We start from the raw sequence: 18,348 nt of genomic DNA, 5'->3' as shown, positions 1-18,348 counted from the left end.
TTATTATGAGTTGTGATAGGTAAATTGGATATATCGCCAACAAATATTGGTTAAAGAATCAGATATATTTTTCAATCCGTACTCGAAAACAGGTATAGTCCATTTCTCAAAAGTGAATATTCTTAGCAATGATGAAGAAAAAATCATTCTTGAAATAGAAGTTGGTACTAAAAGAGAAATTTTATATATTAAAAAAGATGATTAAGTTTATAGCCTGAAATATGCTATTCTTTGTTTATATCTATTAAGGATTTTAGTAAAATCAGTGAAAACCTCTGTTGTATCAACGAATTTGGTTGCTTGAATGCTTGTTGTGATTTCCGTGTTCGTTTTCATCAAGTAAAAATTTTATGTCAAAAATAATTTTATATCGATGTTAAAAACATTACCTTTGTGACGTTGAAAAAACGATACAAAATTATGTTATACAGAAGAAGTAGTGAGCTTTTTGCTCAAGCTAAAAAAGTATTACCAGGAGGAGTTAATTCGCCTGTTCGGGCGTTTAACGCTGTGGGAGGCGAACCTATTTTCATCAGAGAAGCTCAAGGGGCTTACCTAATTGATGAAGACGGACGTAAGCTCATTGATTACATTGCATCGTGGGGTCCACTTATTTTAGGTCACGCATATCCACCTGTTATTGATGCGGTTACAGAACGTGCAAAAAAAGGAACTTCTTTTGGAATTCCTACTGAAATAGAAATCAAAATTGCGGAACTGGCTGTGGCAATGGTACCTAATATTGATAAAATACGTTTCGTAAACAGCGGAACAGAAGCTTGTATGAGTGCCATTCGCTTAGCAAGAGGATATACAAATCGAGATAAAATTATCAAATTTGCGGGTTGTTATCACGGACATTCCGACTCATTCCTTATTGAAGCAGGAAGTGGTGCAATTACTTTCGGAAGCCCAAATAGCCCAGGTGTAACGCAAGGAACTGCAAAGGATACACTTTTAGCAAAATACAATGATATTGATTCAGTTAAAGCTCTTTTTGAAGCCAATAAAAACCAAATTGCAGGAGTTATCATCGAGCCTATTGCAGGAAATATGGGGTGTGTTCCTCCTAAGAAAGGATTTTTGGAAGCCTTAAGAAAACTTTGTACAGAAAACGGAACTTTACTGATTTTTGACGAGGTGATGACTGGTTTTAGATTAGCAAAAGGAGGAGCTCAAGAAGTTCTTAATATCCAAGCAGATATTGTGACCTTTGGAAAAGTAATAGGAGGCGGACTTCCTGTGGGGGCTTTTGCAGCTCGTAATGAAATTATGCGTTTTCTTGCTCCTGAAGGTCCTGTATATCAAGCAGGAACGTTGAGTGGAAATCCTCTTGCAATGAGTGCTGGGTTAGCGATGCTTACGGAACTTAATAACAACCCACAAGTATTTGAAAGTCTTGCTAAAAAAACGGCTTATCTGCACGAAGGATTTGACAAAGTGCTTTCCAAAACAGATATTCCTTATCAGATAAATCGCTTTGGTTCAATGATTTCATTGCATTTTAATGAAAATCCTGTGGTTGATTTTGAATCTTCTGCCAAAGGAAATTTGGATCGATTCAAAAAATACTTTCACGGAATGTTGGCAGAAGGTATTTACTTGCCTCCAAGTGCGTTTGAAAGTTACTTCCTAAATGATGCTCTAACGTATGAGGATTTGGACACAACAATTCAAGCTCTCGAAAAAATCATTGCTGATGGGCGTCTGAATTAGTTTTCACAAGAGCAATAAAACTAAACAGAATGAGATAGAAGCGTCTAATGTATTTTATTTCATTCTGTTTTCTTTAAAAAGTTAAACAAGAGGATAATTGTCAGGGAATTGCAATTCCAGTTGAATGAATTTAGGCTTATCTTTATTAATTTCTTTTTTCTTCTTATTATCAAAATTAGATAATGAAATACCTAACAAACGTATTGAATTTTCTAATGGTTGTTGGTAGAGTAGTTCTTTTACACAGATTAATATATCTTCTTTGTTGTCAATATATTGATTAAGCGTTTTGCTACGAGTATTCACTGAAAAGTCACTATATTTTATCTTTAGAGTGATTGTTTTTCCTGTCAATTTTTTTCGTTGCATACGTTGGCTAAGTTCTTCAGCAATCGCTACTAACTTTTCTTCTACATAAACTTCACTGGTGATGTTTTTTGAATATGTGTGTTCCGTTCCTAACGATTTTGGAACTCGGTAAGGTTTTACTTCACTTCGATGGATACCACGAGCTAATTCATAGAAATAATGCCCGTTGTTCCCAAAATGCATTTCTAAGAATTCAAGTGATTTCTCTCTCAAGTCTTTGCCTGTAAAAATACCTTTGAGATACATTTTTTCTGCAGTAACTTTTCCTATCCCGTAAAATTTTTTGATATCAAGCGCATCAAGAAAGTTTTGTATCTCATTGTAAGTGACTGTTTTTTGTCCGTTGGGTTTGTTAAAATCACTGGCTATTTTTGCAATAAATTTATTGATAGAAATTCCAGCAGAAGAGGTAAGTCCTGTAACTTCAAAAATACGCTGACGAATTCCTTGAGCAATTAAGGTTGCAGACGGATTATTTTTCTTATTTTGAGTCACGTCCAGATAAGCCTCGTCTAATGACAAAGGTTCCACCAAATCAGTATATTCATAGAAAATGGAGCGAATTTGCATTGAAATCTCTCTGTATCGTTCAAATCGTGGGTGAACAAAAATCAAATCGGGGCATAACTGCTTTGCCTGTGTACCACTGATAGCACTTCTTACCCCAAATTTCCGAGCCTCATAACTCGCCGCTGCCACAACTCCTCGTTCTCGTTCGCCCCCCACAGCAATCGGTTTACCTCGAAGTTCTGGGAAATCCAGTTGTTCTACTGAAGCATAAAAAGCGTCCATATCTATATGGATAATTTTTCGCAATTCAATTTTTTCAGGGGATTTCATACAACCGAGTTTCCTTTTTATAAATCACACAAAGTTTTTGGAAATGCTATGCAATCTAATTAGTGAGATATATGCTATATTTCAGATGATTGGCAATTAAAATTCGTACAACAAATGTACATATATAATAGTGTCAGTTGAAAAAGATAACTTTTAAATCTGTTGATTTTTAGATTATGTGGGGTGGGTATTCGAAAGTTTCTTAATAAATAATCAGTTTACAAAAGGGAAAATATAAAAAAAAGCCTTCCTTAAAAGGAAAGCCTTCCATTGGTTTACTATAAACCCGTGTAAAAGTATTTACACAAAACAACACAACTAAATCTTATTGCGGTCTGGACGGGACTCGAACCCGCGACCCCATGCGTGACAGGCATGTATTCTAACCAACTGAACTACCAGACCAATATTTGCTTAAGAACATTTCGTTTCATCATTGCGGTTGCAAAGGTAATACATTTTTGTAAATCTGCAAATTTTTTGAGAAAAAAAATGTTTTTTTTTCTTTGTTTGAAATTAATGATTTGAAAATCAATGCTATTTGTTTTAAAAAATATTTTGATTGAAATAATTATTTACTTTTATATGCATTTTCTTTTTTCTATGGAAAGTGTTTAATGAAGATAATAAATATTTTTATGTCTGGGTGAAAGAAATTATTGTCTTTATTTCATAAGACAACTATTTAAGGTTTTTTAACACCAATACTTTAGTTGTGTACTATCTGAATACCCTAAATTTGAACCACTCGGGAGAGTGGTTCTGTTCTTATTGTAAGTGTGTCTTTAGTCCATAAAACAAAATTTAAATAGTTAAATGGTGTTAAAAGTTGATTTTTTTATTTTTTTTCTGTTTTTAGTCTTCCCTTTGCTTTAATTGTTGATTTTTATGTGTTTATGATATTAAATAAAATTTTAAGTGTTTATTTCTATTTATCAAAAAGATTGTTTTTAAATGTGAATTCTGTTTTTGATGCAACTCAAAATTATTTTTATGGCGATAAATTAATTAAAAAAACAATTTTTGTTTTATTAAAATGTTAAAATATGGATTTTTTTAAATATTGGTTTTTTTTATGAGATAATATGATGTAAAGTTTGTAATTTCTAAAAATAATCCTAATATTTGCCAGACTAATTCAAAAAGGGATAAAAGATGAAAGAAAAATTAATTTGGACAGTATCGTTCTTTTTCTTGGCACTACAAATTGCCCTCGCACAAGAAAAAACGATAACTGGGGTAGTGAAAGATGAACAAGGAGAGCCTTTACCAGGTATCACGGTTACAATTAAGGGTACTACAAAAGGTGTTGCTACAGATTTTGACGGGAACTATAAAATTAAGGCTAAGGTGGGGGATATACTTCATTTTATAGGAATAGGTTTAAAATCAGTGGATAGATTAGTTTCTGCTTCAACGAGCAAATTTGATGTCGTTATGCACTTGGAAACTGAAGAGCTTGAAGAAGTAGTGGTAACAGCCTACGGAACTCAGAATAAGGCATCTGTAGCGGGTTCTATTCAAACGATTAAATCAGACCAAATTGCGAAAGCTCAATCGGCGAATGTTATACAGTCATTATCAGGTAAGGCTGCAGGTGTTCAGGTTAGAAATACGTCAGGGCAACCAGGAGAAGGCTCTGAAGTCCGTTTTAGAGGTGTCGGTTCTATTTCGGCTTCTAATAATCCTCTCTATGTTGTTGATGGAGTTCCCTTTGATGGGGATATATCATCTATATCATCACAAGATATAGAGTCTATTACCTTTTTAAAAGATGCCTCAGCAAATGCTCTTTACGGAAGTAGAGGTGCCAATGGAGTTGTTGTAGTTACTACAAAAAAAGGAACTGGAGGTAAGTTAAGAGTAACGTATGAAACAAAGTTAGGGATAAACACAAGAGCAGTTCCTGATTATGATGTGATTACTGACCCACGTGAATACTATCAGTTAGAGTTTCAAAGAAGAAAATTGGGTGCTTGGGTTGCAAAAAATACTTTAACAGAAGCTGAAGCATCTTTGAGTGCTGCAAATTCACTTGTAGGAAGTATTGGTTATAACATATTTGATGTCCCTAATGACCAAGTGATAGACCCGACAACAGGTTTAGTAAACCCAAATGCAGATATTGTTTATCAAGATGATTGGCATAAAGCACTATTCAGAACAGGAGTAAAACGTGAACACTACATAAGTTTGATGCAAGGAGGAGAAAAAGTTAATAGCTACCTCTCACTTGGGTATTTGAAAGAAGATGGTTATGTGTTAAACTCAGGTTTCGATAGAGTAACTGCAAGAACGAATCTTGACTTTAAACTTAACAACAATATTAAATTAGGAACAAACTTAAACTATGCATATACATTCCAAAAATCGCCACAAGCAGGAAAAGTTTCTACTAACTTTTCAAATTTGTTTTCTTGGACGAGGAATGCAGCTCCTATTTTCCCTATCTACGCCAGAGATCGTTATGGGAATTTGAAGTACGATGCTAAAGGGGATATTATCTATGATTTTGGTAGAGGAGAAACAGAAAACTTTGATGGTTCTAAAACAAAAAGAGCATATATCGAAAATATGAATCCTTATGCGACAACACTGAAGAACACTCAAACTAATGAAAGTCATACATTAGGAGCAAGAGCTTATGCATCAATTAATTTCTTAAAAGATTTTAATTTTACTTACAATCTGGGATATGATTTACAAGCAGATAATCGTTTGAGATATGGTTGGGAAGTTGGTGGAGATTCAGCTCCTTATGGTGGGTCAATAACAAATGCCACTCGTTTTAGAACATCTTTGATAAACAATCAGTTGCTTTCTTGGAAAAAAACTATAGGAAACCATAATATCGAGTTAATGGTAGGGCACGAAAGTACACAAATGTTGTCGAAAATGTTATCAGGGAATAAAACGAAAGTGGTTGTTAGTGAAAAAGTTTTTATATCAAATGCTACTAAATTTGGAGCGTTATACGGATATAATGATGATTATCAAACAGAAGGCTACTTATCAAAACTCACATATAGTTACGATAATAAATATCATATAAACGGAAGTTTTAGAAGGGATGCCTCAAGTGTTTTTCATCCTGATCATCGTTGGGGTAACTTTTATGGGATAGGAGGAGCTTGGATAGTAACCAATGAAGGATTCTTCCCAAAAATAAATGCTGTTAATAATTTGAAACTGAAAGCAAGTTATGGAGAACAAGGAAATGACAATATTCTTTATCCAGGATATGTTTCTTTTGATCACAGGCATCATTTCTCGTTTAGCAGAAATTATAAGCCATATTTAACCCAATATGATATTACACCTGATGCCAACGGAAATCCATCACTTCGTGAAGCGTATTTAGGAAGTAAAGATTTGAAATGGGAAGTGTCCAAGAATTTTAATGCAGGTTTTGAAGCAAGATTTTTCAATAGAGTGAATCTTGAATTTGAGTACTTTGAGAGAGCTGTTTCTGATATGTTGTACAACTTTCCGCAACAACCTTCGTCAGGAAATCCAACTATTTCCAAAAATATTGGTGATATGGAAAACAAAGGTTTTGAGGTTACCCTTGATGTTGACGTAATCAAGAAAAATGATGTAAATCTGAATCTTTGGGCAAATGCAACACATTATAAAAATAAAATTACAAGATTACCAGAACCATTCACCAATGGTAATTATCGTTTTGCAGAAGGTAAAAGTGCTTATACATTTTATATCAGAGAGTTTGTGGGTGTAGATGAGGCTACAGGTCAAGGTATGTGGTACAAAGGAGAAACTAATAGTAATGGTGAGGCTGAAGGAGAAAAAACAACTTTAATAGGTAAATACAGCGAAGCAACAAAATTCCTTTCTGATAAGACTGCTCACCCTGACGTTTATGGAGGGTTTGGACTTAGATTTGATTATAAAAACTGGTCTTTCTCAACAGGGTTTGCCTATCAGTTTGGAGGGTACGTGTATGATGGTGTTTACGCAGGACTTTTTGTTGAACAAGAAGGGTTTGGCAGTAGCGGACATAATTTTCATAAAGATGTTTACAAAACCTGGAATTTTAATAATAGAAAAGCATCTTTACCAAGGATGACAACAGCTGATTCAAATCAATATGGAGGATCTGATTTATTTTTAACTAAGGCTGATTATATTAGCTGGGAAGATGTTAGCTTGTCATACGATTTGAAAAACGAGCAGCTTCAAAAAATAGGATTAGAAAGTGTTACAATGTCGTTGATAGGTAGTAATTTGTGGGTTTGGTCTAAACGACAAGGTTTGGATCCTCGGATGACTTCACTAAGCAATGGAGGAACACAAAACGTTTATAGCTTATACAGAACAATTTCTTTTGGAATTTCTGCTAAATTCTAAAAACACTTAATTTTTAAAAACACTTACAATGAAAAGAATAATATATATAGGTTTGGGAGCGACTTTATTGTTGGGAGCTTGTTCTAAGGATTTTATGGATAAGGAGCCAGAATCATATATCTCTCAAAAACAACATGGCTCTTCCGCAGTGGCCTCAATGGGTTCGTTACGTGGGGTTTTGGCAGGATTACGCTCTCACGGTATCAGTGGCTATGGAGGACATGAAGATTATGGACATAAATCAATGCTCTCAATAGCTGACCTTATGGGAAATGATGTAGTAATGAATAGCTTAAACTGGAATGGTTTTTACTATAATTTTACTGGAAGAAAAACCACTTCTACAAGATCACATATGCCTTGGTTTACGTATTATATCCAAATTAAAAATACAAATATCATTATCAATAATGTGGATAAGAATACGGCAAGTGAAGAAAGTAAGCAAATTAGGGCTCAAGCTTTAGCTTTACGTGGATATTTTCACTTAATGTTAGCTCGTTTTTATGCTCCAACATATGTAGGAAATGAAACAGCTCATTGTATTCCAATCAATACAGGTGAGGTGTCAAAAGTTAGAAATACAAATAAAGAGGTTTATGACCAAATTATTTCTGACCTAAAAGAAGCTATTGAAGATTTACAGGGGTACAAGAGAGATAATAAAGAGCTTATTGACCAAAGTGTAGCACAAGCTTTTTTGGCAGAGGTCTATTTAGAGACAGGGGAATATGTGAAGGCTGCTGAAATGGCAAACAAAGCCAGACAAGGTTATTCTTTACTTTCAGAGAACGAATGGAAAAATGGTTTCTATGATATAAATCAAAAAGAAACGATGTGGGGAGCAGATATTAATTCTGAGTTAACAACCTTTGTGGCAAGTTTTTTCTCTCACTTCGATAATACCAATACAGGATATGCAGAAGGAGGAAGTATTGCTATTGATAAAAGACTTTATGAGGCTATTCCTGATACAGATTACAGAAAAGCGATGTTTATGTCAGGAACTGATGGAGCTTTTCAAGGTAAAGAATATCCCGCTTACACGAGTTTTAAGTTTAGAGATTTGACAGGTAACAGGACAGAAGGAGACTATATTTACTTACGTTCGGCTTTAATGTACTACATAGAAGCGGAAGGACTAGCTAGAAGTGGAAATGAAGCAGGTGCAAGAGATGTTTTATTTGAAATTACTTCGGAAAGAGATGCTGGGTACTCAAAATCTACTAAAACAGGAGCTGATTTAATAAATGAGATTATTTTGCAAAAGCGGATTGAAATGTGGGGTGAGGGTTATGCTTTCTTCGACTTAAAACGTTTGGGCAGAGCTATTGAAAGGGATTATCCGAATTCAAATCATGGACAATTTGGTAAGTTTAATATACCTGTTGGCGATCCTAAGTTTATAATTCAAATACCTGAAGCAGAAATGGATGCGACGCCCACAATGGCTCCAAATAATCCAGAATAAAATCATAGAGATAACAAAAAAACAGCCATAATTGTAGTTTTATGGCTGTTTTTTATATATACATTTTTAGTTATAAATGTGTTATTTCAGTTCCATTTTTTCAGCAAAATACTCACAGAAGTCACGCATTGTGTCACGCATTTTTTCATCGTTAGTAGCTCTGTGGAAGGTATCAGCCATTGCCGAAAGCGTTTGGTAGAAAAACATTTTCATTTCATCAACAGGCATTTCTTTGGTCCACAGGTCAATACGTAAGGCTTCTTTGTTTTTTGAATCCCAAACAGATAGAAAAATAGCTTTGGTTTCTTCATTATTAATTCCTCCATCTTCAGCGTTCCAAAACAATTTTTCGGGAACTTTATTTTCGTCCAACGCAACAGTTAATTGAATGTTTGATGTCTTTTGCATTATTTTTTAGGTTTATAAAAAGATTGTTTGAATAATTCTTCGGGTTTCATTGTAAGCATCTCAATAATAGATATTTGCTCATTCTTCTCCATAAACGATTTCACAATTTGTAATCCGATAAAACGTCCTACACCTCCAGGTGATTCGCTATCCAATTCCAAATAAAATTTTGAGAAAGGAGCAGGATATATGAATCTGTTCAGTAACTTTTTATCTGTTTGATAAAGAAGTTCATTATCAATAAAATATCTCCATATTTGTGATTCATTTTCTACAGTCCATTTCCATTTTGTTTTGTCGTATTTTAAAATTTCTGCTTCCGATTTTTTAGGAAGAAGAATTTCTGTGAGATATAATTTCTTTCCTTCATAAATTATGTTATCTAAAAATGTAAGGTATTGACGACGAGGAACTAACTTATCCGCAAACGATTCGGCTATATCAATAACAATGTTTTCTTTTTGAAGCTCAAAACGGATATATTTCTGAATATTTTCGTAAAAATGATGATTTTCACCCAAATAATTGTCAATCCCGATAAGTAATAAACTATCTGCATAAATTACTCGAGACTGATAGTCCACTTCGGAAGTAAGTGTGATAACTTTAGGTGCTTGAAAATTAGGAAAATAATATTTTAAGTGCTGAAATAAGCCTTTAATTTCTTTTTTTTCTTTTGACAAATCACCTACATTTTTTTGGGCCTCCTTGTAAAGTGCTTGTCTCAAGCTATCTTTTTGAATTTCAATCCATTCGACATCACTTATGTTTGAAGTAAAAAAGAAAGGATACGTTTTTCTTAGTTCTGAAATTTTTTCTGAAGGCGTTGTAAAGAAAAGAGAATCAAAACGCACTATTTCAACCTGCATAGGTATTTGAGCAATTTCCTTTTCTTTTTTATCTCCACAAGCTGTAAGAATAAGTAAACCAATTAACAGAAGTGATTTTTTCATCGGTAATTCAATCTAAACTATGGTGGCAAATATATGAAAAAAATAAAAAGTAGGAAATGTGTAAAAACTCAGTTTGAGGTATCTTTTTCGTGATAATTAAACATTTATTTGTTTTTCTATTGTATATTTGCAAGATATTTTGGGATAAAGTTTTAACTTTTTTAAATGTAGAAAACAGCGAATATTGCAGAAATGAAAAAAATAGAAGGATTTTCAAAATTAACGAAACAACAAAAGATTGATTGGCTATGTGAAACCTATTTTTCTGGTGATGAACAGGCACATTCATACTTTCAAAAATACCAGAATGCAGATGAAAATCTACAGAAATTGCACGATGAATTCATAGAAAACGCGATTTCTAATTACTATTTGCCCTTTGCAATAGCACCTAATTTCGTTATAAATGGAAAGACCTACACTATCCCGATGGTTATCGAAGAAAGTTCTGTAGTGGCTGCTGCCAGTCGAGCTGCTAAATTTTGGGAATCTCGCGGGGGATTTAAAGCAGAGGTAATTTCTACTGAAAAAAACGGACAAGTACATTTTATGTTTTATGGAGAGAAAGCAGATTTAGAAAGCTTTTTCGCGAAAGTTAAGCCTAAAATGTTGTCTGATGCACAAGTTATTACAGCCAATATGCAAAAGCGAGGTGGAGGCATAACGGACATACGTTTGGTGGATAAAACCTCTGAACTTGCTAATTACTATCAGCTTTTTGTTACTTTTGAGACGTTAGATGCAATGGGAGCGAATTTTATCAATTCGTGTTTGGAATCTTTTTCACAGACTTTTCGTACAGAAGCTGTAAATTTCCCCGAAATTGATAAAAAATATGAAATTGTAATGTCAATTTTGTCAAATTATGTTCCAGAATGTTTGGTTCGGGTTGCAGTTTCTTGTCCAACAGAACATTTGGCTATTGCAAATTTGGGAGGAAGGGAATTCGCAGAAAAATTTGTCAGGGCTATTGCAATTGCAAATGCTGAGGTGCGTCGGGCAACAACTCATAATAAAGGCATTATGAATGGCATAGATTCTGTAATTTTAGCCACAGGAAATGATTTTCGTGCAGTGGAAGCAGGTATCCACGCCTATGCTTCGCGAAGTGGAAAATATCAAAGTTTGACTAAGGCTTATGTTAAAGACGATATTTTTCATTTTGAAATAGAGGTGCCTTTGGCTCTCGGAACTGTTGGTGGTCTGACGAACTTGCATCCACTTGTAAAAACAGCTTTACAAATTTTGGAAAAACCTTCGGCTAAGGAATTGATGCAAATTGCTGCTACGGTGGGATTGGCTCAGAATTTTGCTGCAGTAAGTTCACTAATTACACTTGGAATTCAAAAAGGACATATGAAGATGCATCTGATGAATATTTTGAACCAATTAGGAGCTAATGAAGCTCAAAAAGAATACATTACAAACTATTTTAAAGATAAAACATTAACACACAGGGAAGTGTCAGACGTTTTTGAAAGTATTCGTCACTTAAATTGATAAACCAAATAATTATTAACTTAAAAATAATGTTCTATGAAAAGACTATTTTTACTCATCGCATTTGTATGTTTGCAAAGTGCATTCGGACAAATTATTTCAGAAGAATTTAGCTCAAGTAGGCTCAATGACAAACGAAAGATAGCCATTTATCTTCCTGAAGGATATTCAGATAAGGAAGCTTACCCGCTTTTTGTTGTACTTGATGCAGTTGCACTAATGGAACCTACAATTGCCGCTGCACGTTACTATGAGTATCTCCAATCTATGCCCAAAAGCATAATTGTCGGCGTATTCAATACAAATACAGATATTTCTATTGCTAGTGAGGTTGGTCATCCAATGAATGAAACAGCTCAGTTTTTTGAGTTCATCGGAACAGAATTAGTACCTTACATAAAAGGAAAGTATCCAATCAATACCTTGAGGGGAATCATAGCCTCAGAAGAAGCGGCCTATTTTGCAAGTCATTATCTTTTAAGTGATAAGCCTTTGTTCAACGCTTTGATAGCCCTAAATCCTAAAGTTCAATCATATATAAAAGAATCTCTTCCTGAGCAATTTACTAAAGCAAGGCATCACAAATTCTGTTATATAGCAACTACTGATATGGAAAGTGATGAAACGCTGAAGGAGATTGAAGATTTGGATATTCGGCTCAAAAAAGCTTTCAACAAAAATATAAATTACAATTACGAAAAGTTTGTTGCTACTTCACCAGAATCTGCTGATTTGATGGGAATTGCAAGAGGTTTCGATTTGCTTTTTGATATTTACAAGCCAATCACAGCAAAAGAATTCAAGGAAAAAATACAGCCTCTGCAAGAAAATATTTTTCAGTATTTAGGAGAAAAATACACAAGAATTTATAACGAATTGGGAGTGAGAAAAAAGCCATCACTTAATGATATTTTCGCCATTTACGACGCTATTCATAAGAGGGAAGATTGGTTGTCATTGTCCGATTTATCTGATTTTGTGAAAGCTAACGGGTATAGTGATACAGCGATGCCAAATTTCTTCTTAGGAGAATATTATGAAAAAATTGAGGATTACAAAAAGGCAACCAGAGCATATCAAAGAGCTTATGGAGAACCTAGTATCGACTTTATCAAATCAGACCTTATCAACGAACGGATAACAAACTTAAGAGGAAAATAATTGAATTTTATCCTGATTAACAATATATTATGAAGGTTAAAACAACATACTTTTGTCAAAATTGTGGAATACAATATAGCAAATGGCAAGGGCAGTGCTATGCGTGTAAGGAATGGAATACTATTGTTGAAGAAGTAGTTCAGAAAGAAGAGAAAAAAGTTTGGCAAGTTGAAACTTCTAAAACAAAAAAAGCAACTAAATACATATCTGTTTCTCAGATAAGTACACAGCAAGAAACTCGATTGAATAGTAATAATCACGAGTTGAATAATGTTCTGGGAGGAGGAATTGTTTCAGGTTCCGTGACATTACTTGGTGGGGAACCAGGTATTGGGAAAAGTACACTTTTGTTACAAATTGCACTTAATTTGCCTTACAAAACGCTTTATGTGTCGGGCGAAGAAAGTGAAAAGCAAATAAAAATGAGAGCTGACAGAATTCCGCATAAGTTGGATAATTGCTTTATACTTACAGAAACAAAAACACAAAATATCTTTCATCAAATCAAGGAATTACAGCCCGAAGTTGTAATTATAGATTCTATTCAAACTTTGCAAACGGATTATATTGAAGCCTCTGCAGGGAGCATTTCGCAAATCAGAGAATGCACATCTGAGCTCATAAAATTTGCAAAAACCACTAACACACCAGTTATTCTTATTGGGCATATTACGAAAGATGGACAGATTGCAGGTCCGAAGATTTTGGAACATATGGTGGACACTGTTCTTCAGTTTGAGGGCGACCGAAATCACGTATATCGTATTTTACGTTCATTGAAAAACAGATTTGGTTCTACCTCGGAATTAGGGATTTATGAAATGATGAGTAGTGGTTTGCGTGAAGTTAATAATCCTTCTGAAATTCTAATTTCAAAAACAGATGAAAATATTAGCGGAACTGCCATCGCTGCTACTTTGGAAGGAATGCGTCCATTGATGATTGAAATTCAGTCACTTGTAAGTACAGCTGTTTATGGAACGCCACAGCGAAGTGCAACAGGTTTTAATGCTAAGAGACTCAATATGTTACTTGCAGTATTGGAAAAAAGAGCTGGTTTCCGACTGGGGGCAAAGGACGTATTTTTGAACATTACTGGCGGAATTACCATTGATGACCCTGCAACCGATTTGGGAGTTGCAATGGCGATTCTTTCTTCTAATGAAGATATTGCGATTGAGAAAAATGTTTGTTTTGCAGGTGAAGTGGGATTAGGAGGAGAAATCCGACCCGTGCAACGAGTGGAACAACGCATCACAGAGGCTGAAAAATTAGGATTTGAAACTATTTTTGTGTCCAAATATAACAAAATAGCCTTGAAAAATACGGCAATCAAAATTGTAAAAGTTGCTAAAATAGAAGATGCTATTCAGGAGTTATTTGGGTAGAATAAAAGCTCAAATTTTGTTATTTTGAGCTTTTGGCAATCTATTTTTTCTTCTTTCCACTTCGGAAGAATAGTACGGTCATCACAATAAATCCAATACAAACAAGTCCAAAAAACCCGATGATGATACTTCCTGCTGTGTGGTCGTAAAGTGCAATGTTCTGAGTTATCATATTAAAATAGTGAATTTGAAGTGGCTAATTTATAGTTTTTTAGCTCTCAGAAATATGATATTTATCATAATTTGTATGGTTAAATAATTTCTTGTAGTTTAATCATCTGTTTATCAAATTTTTATTTTGTTATATTGAATTGTTTTAAAAAATATTTCTGAAAAAATGAGTTGATTTCTTTCTAAAAATCGGATTTTCTTGTAAGCACAATCATTTAAATTTTTAAGAAATAAGTCTTACATTTGCAACATTGAAAAAGCGATAATGGAAAATATACAGACTATAAAACAACGATTTAGCATTATTGGGAATACTCCTAAACTCAATCGTGCTATTGAAAAAGCTATACAGGTTGCTCCGACGGATATTTCGGTATTGGTTACAGGAGAAAGCGGTGTAGGAAAGGAGGCTATCCCGAAGATAATACATTCTCTGTCTTTGCGAAAACACGGAAAATATATTGCTGTGAATTGTGGAGCTATACCTGAGGGAACGATTGATTCTGAGTTGTTTGGTCACGAAAAAGGAGCCTTTACAGGAGCTACTTCCACTCGTAGTGGGTATTTTGAAGAAGCCGACGGAGGAACTATTTTTTTAGATGAAGTTGGAGAACTTCCTCTAACTACGCAAGTTAGGTTGCTTCGTGTGCTCGAAAATGGTGAATTTATCAAAGTAGGTTCATCGGTTGTGCAAAAAACCAATGTACGTATTGTGGCAGCAACCAATGTGAATTTGTTTGAAGCTATCAAAAAAGGAAAATTTCGTGAAGATTTATACTATCGTTTGAGTACGGTTGAGATTTATTTGCCTCCGCTTCGTGAACGAAAAGAGGATATTCATCTGTTGTTTCGAAAATTTGCTTCTGATGCTGCCGAAAAGTATAAAATGCCTCCAATTAAGCTGACTGATGATGCGGTAAACCTGCTTTTAAGCTATCGATGGAGCGGAAATATACGTGAATTACTAAATATTGTAGAGAGAGTTTCAGTTTTGGAAAGGAAAAGGGAAATTTCAGCTGCTATTTTGAGAGAATATTTGCCTAATGAGAGTACAAATCTGCCAACCATAGTAAATGCACCCCGAAGTGAAAGTGAGTTTAGCAACGAACGTGAAATACTATACAAGGTGTTGTTTGATATGAAAAATGACCTAAATGATTTGAAAAAATTGACTTTAGAGTTACTACAACACGATAGTTCACAAAAAGTTAAAGAGGATAATAAAGGATTGATACACAGAATATATGGAGAAGGTTCGCATTCAGCAGAAGATACGCCTGTGGTTTCAATCATTCCAGTAGAACGAGTCCAACCGTTGAGGGATACTTCGGATAAAGAGGAACTGTATGATTATGAAGAAGATATAGCTGAAGAACCTCTTTCTTTACAGGATAAAGAATTGGAGTTGATAATCAAGGCTTTAGAGAGAAATGGTGGGAAACGAAAAGAAGCAGCAAAGGAGTTGGGAATTTCAGAAAGAACACTCTATCGAAAGATTAAACAATATAATTTGGACTTGTAAATATAAAAATTAAGGATTAATAATCAATATTTTTGATGATTAAATCGTTGAGAATATTGATTTTTATATGTCTTCACTTACAATTTCTAATTAAATCAAATAAAAATAATTTTTTAAAGTATCGAAAAAATGACCTTGTCTGTTTGGCGTTATACTCATTTAACTTTAGCTTTATTGGGGTCTGTTTTTATCCTAATTGCTTCTGTAACAGGAATGATTTTAGCTTTTGAGCCTATTGTAAACTACTCAAAGTCTCTAAAAAGTGTTGATTTTGATGGGATTACCTTAAAGGAAACCATCATTTCTTTAAAAGAAAAATATCCTGAAATACTCACTTTAAAAATAGATGAAAATGATTTTGTACAGGCAGAAGTGATTGATAATGATGGGAATAACTCAGTATTCTATATTAATCCCAAAACGGCTGAAAAAGTTGGAGAAACGTTTAAAAGAGCAGATATTTTTACTTTTTCACAGACGCTACATCGCTCACTTTTTATGGGAAAAGCAGGACGTATTATTATGGCTGTTGCTTCTTTTTTGCTTATGCTGATTGCCATTTCTGGTATATTTTTGATTATCAGAAAGCAAAAGAATTGGAAACATTTTTTTCATAATATTGTGAAAGAGAACTTTTTTCCTTATTATCATACAATTTTTGGTAGATGGGTTTTAGTCCCTATTTTTATTATAACTTTCACAGGATTATATCTCTTTCTGGAAGGATTTTCGCTTTTGCCTACAAAAGAATTTTCAGGAGAATTAGACGCCAATACACTCTCTGAAAGTCCCAAAAAAGAACTTTCAAATTTTGTCGCTTTCGAAGTTCCGTTATCGAAAGTACGGAAAGTAGAATTTCCTCTTTTTGGAGATGTTGAGGAATTTTATCGAATAGAAATGGTAGACAGAAATTTGATAATCAATCAATTTACGGGAGAAGTGCTTTTTCAATCGGATTCTCTTCCAACAAAAATTATTTCCCATTATAGCTTAATTTTACATACTGGGCGTGGTACTTTAGTTTGGGCTTTGGTGCTGTTTTTGTCTTGTGTTGGTATATTATTTTTTATTTATTCAGGATTTAAAATTACGCTAAAACGCAGAAAATCAATTGTTAAAAATCCATTCAAGAAGGAAGAATGTACTCATATAATTCTTGTAGGCTCAGAGGGTGGAAGTACTTTTCATTTTGCCAATATGCTTCATAATGAATTGATTAGATTAGGGAAGAAAAGTTTTCTGGCAGAGATGAATGCTTTTTCTTTTTATGAGAAAATGGAATATTTGATTGTGATGACTTCAACCTATGGACAAGGAAATGAGCCTTTTAATGCTACAAAGTTCAAAAAATTATGGCAGGAAAATGAAGTTCAGAAGCCTTTCTGGTACTCTGTTGTAGGGTTTGGGTCGTTAGCTTATCCAGATTTTTGTAAATATGCTTATGAAGTTGATGAATTGTTACGAAAATCCTCAAAGGGAAATCCTCTGACTGACATTCATACAATTAATAATCAGTCGTTTGAGTCATTTTCTCATTGGGCAAATATATGGTCTGAAAAACAAGCGATTGAGCTTCAATTATCTGCTAATGTGATTGTTAGTAAGAAGCGAAAACAATATAGTTTTGAAGTAATTCAAAAAACAGATATTCAGTATGATGAAACGTTTTTGATAGTTTTAAAGCCTGTTGTGAAACTAAAGTTTGAATCGGGGGATTTACTTGCCATAATGTCCGATATTGATGGTCGTGAACGGCTATATTCCATTGGTAAAACAATCAAAAATGAAATACTATTAAGTATAAAACGTCACGAAAAAGGAATTGTATCAAATCTATTAAATAATTTAAAATCAGGAGATTTATTCAAAGCAGGATTGGAGATAAATAAAAAATTTCATTTTCCTAAAAACGTAAATCAGGTGGTTTGCATTGCTACAGGAACGGGAATTGCTCCTTTTTTAGGAATGATTGAAAACAATAAAAAACAAGTTGCTACAACGCTTATTTGGGGAGGAAAAAGCAGAGATTCGTTTGCTATTTATAATGAGGTTGTTACGAAAAATATGCTTGATGGAAAAATATCAGATTTGCATTTGGCTCTCTCTCGTTCCGAAAATAAATACTATGTGCAAGATATTGTACGGGAAAAGGCTTTATTCTTTGTTAATTTACTTGATAACAATGGTGTTGTGATGATTTGTGGTTCTGTGGCAATGCAAAGAGGAGTAATTACTATTCTTGAAAAAATCTGTAAGGAATATTTAGGGAAGACATTCAGTTACTTTCAAAATAGAGGACAAATCCGAATGGATTGCTACTAAACAGAACACTTAAAAGAAGTGTTTATTTTTGGCTGAAGTTATCAACAATAAATGTTGAAAACTTTGCGAAAATTTGTTTCCAAAATCTTAAAAATTTCATAATTAACAATATCTTTAGATTATAATGTTTAAAAATTACACAAAGAAATTTTTTCTTAT

Annotated in this window: 12 protein-coding genes and 1 tRNA gene; 8 read left to right on the top strand and 5 right to left on the bottom strand. The window is 33.8% G+C overall.

Annotated elements, in window-relative coordinates; translation table 11 throughout:
* Positions 1-420: 420 nt before the first annotated feature.
* Positions 421-1,716: a glutamate-1-semialdehyde 2,1-aminomutase gene (gene hemL, locus YW9_RS0108890; protein WP_018279818.1), complete on the top strand. Its 1,296-nt coding sequence runs from the start codon at positions 421-423 to the stop codon at positions 1,714-1,716.
* 81 nt (positions 1,717-1,797) lie between these two features.
* Here the strand turns inward: hemL and dinB are convergent, their stop codons facing one another.
* Together dinB and YW9_RS0108880 are read right to left on the bottom strand one after the other, a co-directional pair.
* Complete coding sequence (gene dinB / locus YW9_RS0108885) at positions 1,798-2,925, bottom strand: DNA polymerase IV (RefSeq protein WP_018279817.1); 1,128 nt, start codon at positions 2,923-2,925, stop codon at positions 1,798-1,800.
* 331 nt (positions 2,926-3,256) lie between these two features.
* Positions 3,257-3,330: transfer RNA gene (locus YW9_RS0108880), tRNA-Asp, on the bottom strand.
* Positions 3,331-4,080: 750 nt separating this feature from the next.
* Between YW9_RS0108880 and YW9_RS0108870 the strand changes: the two genes are divergently transcribed.
* On the top strand, positions 4,081-7,293 hold the full coding sequence (locus YW9_RS0108870) for a SusC/RagA family TonB-linked outer membrane protein (protein WP_018279815.1): 3,213 nt from the start codon (positions 4,081-4,083) through the stop codon (positions 7,291-7,293).
* Positions 7,294-7,321: 28 nt separating this feature from the next.
* Entirely contained in the window at positions 7,322-8,764 is a 1,443-nt protein-coding gene (locus YW9_RS0108865) for a RagB/SusD family nutrient uptake outer membrane protein (RefSeq protein ID WP_018279814.1), read from the top strand.
* Between the two features lie 81 nt (positions 8,765-8,845).
* On the opposite strand, the gene gldC is transcribed toward YW9_RS0108865, so the two are convergent.
* Together gldC and gldB are read right to left on the bottom strand one after the other, a co-directional pair.
* Positions 8,846-9,172: a gliding motility protein GldC gene (gldC, locus tag YW9_RS0108860; RefSeq protein WP_018279813.1), complete on the bottom strand. Its 327-nt coding sequence runs from the start codon at positions 9,170-9,172 to the stop codon at positions 8,846-8,848.
* A complete protein-coding gene (gene gldB / locus YW9_RS0108855) occupies positions 9,172-10,125 on the bottom strand; it encodes a gliding motility lipoprotein GldB (protein ID WP_018279812.1) in 954 nt (317 codons plus the stop codon). Before gldB ends, gldC begins: the two co-directional genes overlap by 1 nt.
* A 192-nt stretch (positions 10,126-10,317) precedes the next feature.
* Between gldB and YW9_RS0108850 the strand changes: the two genes are divergently transcribed.
* Genes YW9_RS0108850 through radA form a run of 3 tightly spaced genes read left to right on the top strand, consistent with a single transcriptional unit; the run spans position 10,318 to position 14,174 of the window.
* Positions 10,318-11,625, top strand: a complete 1,308-nt coding sequence (locus YW9_RS0108850) for a hydroxymethylglutaryl-CoA reductase, degradative (protein WP_018279811.1) — start codon at positions 10,318-10,320, stop codon at positions 11,623-11,625.
* A 36-nt stretch (positions 11,626-11,661) separates the two neighbouring features.
* Complete coding sequence (locus YW9_RS12760) at positions 11,662-12,786, top strand: alpha/beta hydrolase (protein WP_040354059.1); 1,125 nt, start codon at positions 11,662-11,664, stop codon at positions 12,784-12,786.
* A gap of 26 nt (positions 12,787-12,812) precedes the next feature.
* On the top strand, positions 12,813-14,174 hold the full coding sequence (gene radA, locus YW9_RS0108840; protein ID WP_026193928.1) for a DNA repair protein RadA: 1,362 nt from the start codon (positions 12,813-12,815) through the stop codon (positions 14,172-14,174).
* A gap of 40 nt (positions 14,175-14,214) precedes the next feature.
* On the opposite strand, the gene YW9_RS13795 is transcribed toward radA, so the two are convergent.
* Positions 14,215-14,346: a hypothetical protein gene (locus YW9_RS13795; RefSeq protein WP_255317897.1), complete on the bottom strand. Its 132-nt coding sequence runs from the start codon at positions 14,344-14,346 to the stop codon at positions 14,215-14,217.
* A 264-nt stretch (positions 14,347-14,610) separates the two neighbouring features.
* Here YW9_RS13795 and YW9_RS0108835 point away from each other — a divergent pair, with 264 nt between their 5' ends.
* Together YW9_RS0108835 and YW9_RS0108830 are read left to right on the top strand one after the other, a co-directional pair.
* Positions 14,611-15,867: a sigma-54 interaction domain-containing protein gene (locus YW9_RS0108835; protein WP_018279808.1), complete on the top strand. Its 1,257-nt coding sequence runs from the start codon at positions 14,611-14,613 to the stop codon at positions 15,865-15,867.
* Between the two features lie 129 nt (positions 15,868-15,996).
* Positions 15,997-18,189: a PepSY domain-containing protein gene (locus YW9_RS0108830; RefSeq protein WP_018279807.1), complete on the top strand. Its 2,193-nt coding sequence runs from the start codon at positions 15,997-15,999 to the stop codon at positions 18,187-18,189.
* The last annotated feature ends 159 nt before the right edge of the window (positions 18,190-18,348 follow it).

Origin of the sequence: Capnocytophaga cynodegmi DSM 19736, from assembly GCF_000379185.1 — a bacterium.
Lineage (GTDB): Bacteria > Bacteroidota > Bacteroidia > Flavobacteriales > Flavobacteriaceae > Capnocytophaga > Capnocytophaga cynodegmi.
Note: the sequence above shows the minus strand (reverse complement) of the source record. Positions and strands in the feature narration are given on the sequence as shown.

Coding starts and splice junctions, on each gene's coding strand:
- hemL (WP_018279818.1), top strand. CDS start 421: ATGTTATACAGAAGAAGTAGTGAGCTTTTTGCTCAAGCTAAAAAAGTA.
- dinB (WP_018279817.1), bottom strand. CDS start 2,925: ATGAAATCCCCTGAAAAAATTGAATTGCGAAAAATTATCCATATAGAT.
- YW9_RS0108870 (WP_018279815.1), top strand. CDS start 4,081: ATGAAAGAAAAATTAATTTGGACAGTATCGTTCTTTTTCTTGGCACTA.
- YW9_RS0108865 (WP_018279814.1), top strand. CDS start 7,322: ATGAAAAGAATAATATATATAGGTTTGGGAGCGACTTTATTGTTGGGA.
- gldC (WP_018279813.1), bottom strand. CDS start 9,172: ATGCAAAAGACATCAAACATTCAATTAACTGTTGCGTTGGACGAAAAT.
- gldB (WP_018279812.1), bottom strand. CDS start 10,125: ATGAAAAAATCACTTCTGTTAATTGGTTTACTTATTCTTACAGCTTGT.
- YW9_RS0108850 (WP_018279811.1), top strand. CDS start 10,318: ATGAAAAAAATAGAAGGATTTTCAAAATTAACGAAACAACAAAAGATT.
- YW9_RS12760 (WP_040354059.1), top strand. CDS start 11,662: ATGAAAAGACTATTTTTACTCATCGCATTTGTATGTTTGCAAAGTGCA.
- YW9_RS13795 (WP_255317897.1), bottom strand. CDS start 14,346: ATGATAACTCAGAACATTGCACTTTACGACCACACAGCAGGAAGTATC.
- YW9_RS0108835 (WP_018279808.1), top strand. CDS start 14,611: ATGGAAAATATACAGACTATAAAACAACGATTTAGCATTATTGGGAAT.
- YW9_RS0108830 (WP_018279807.1), top strand. CDS start 15,997: ATGACCTTGTCTGTTTGGCGTTATACTCATTTAACTTTAGCTTTATTG.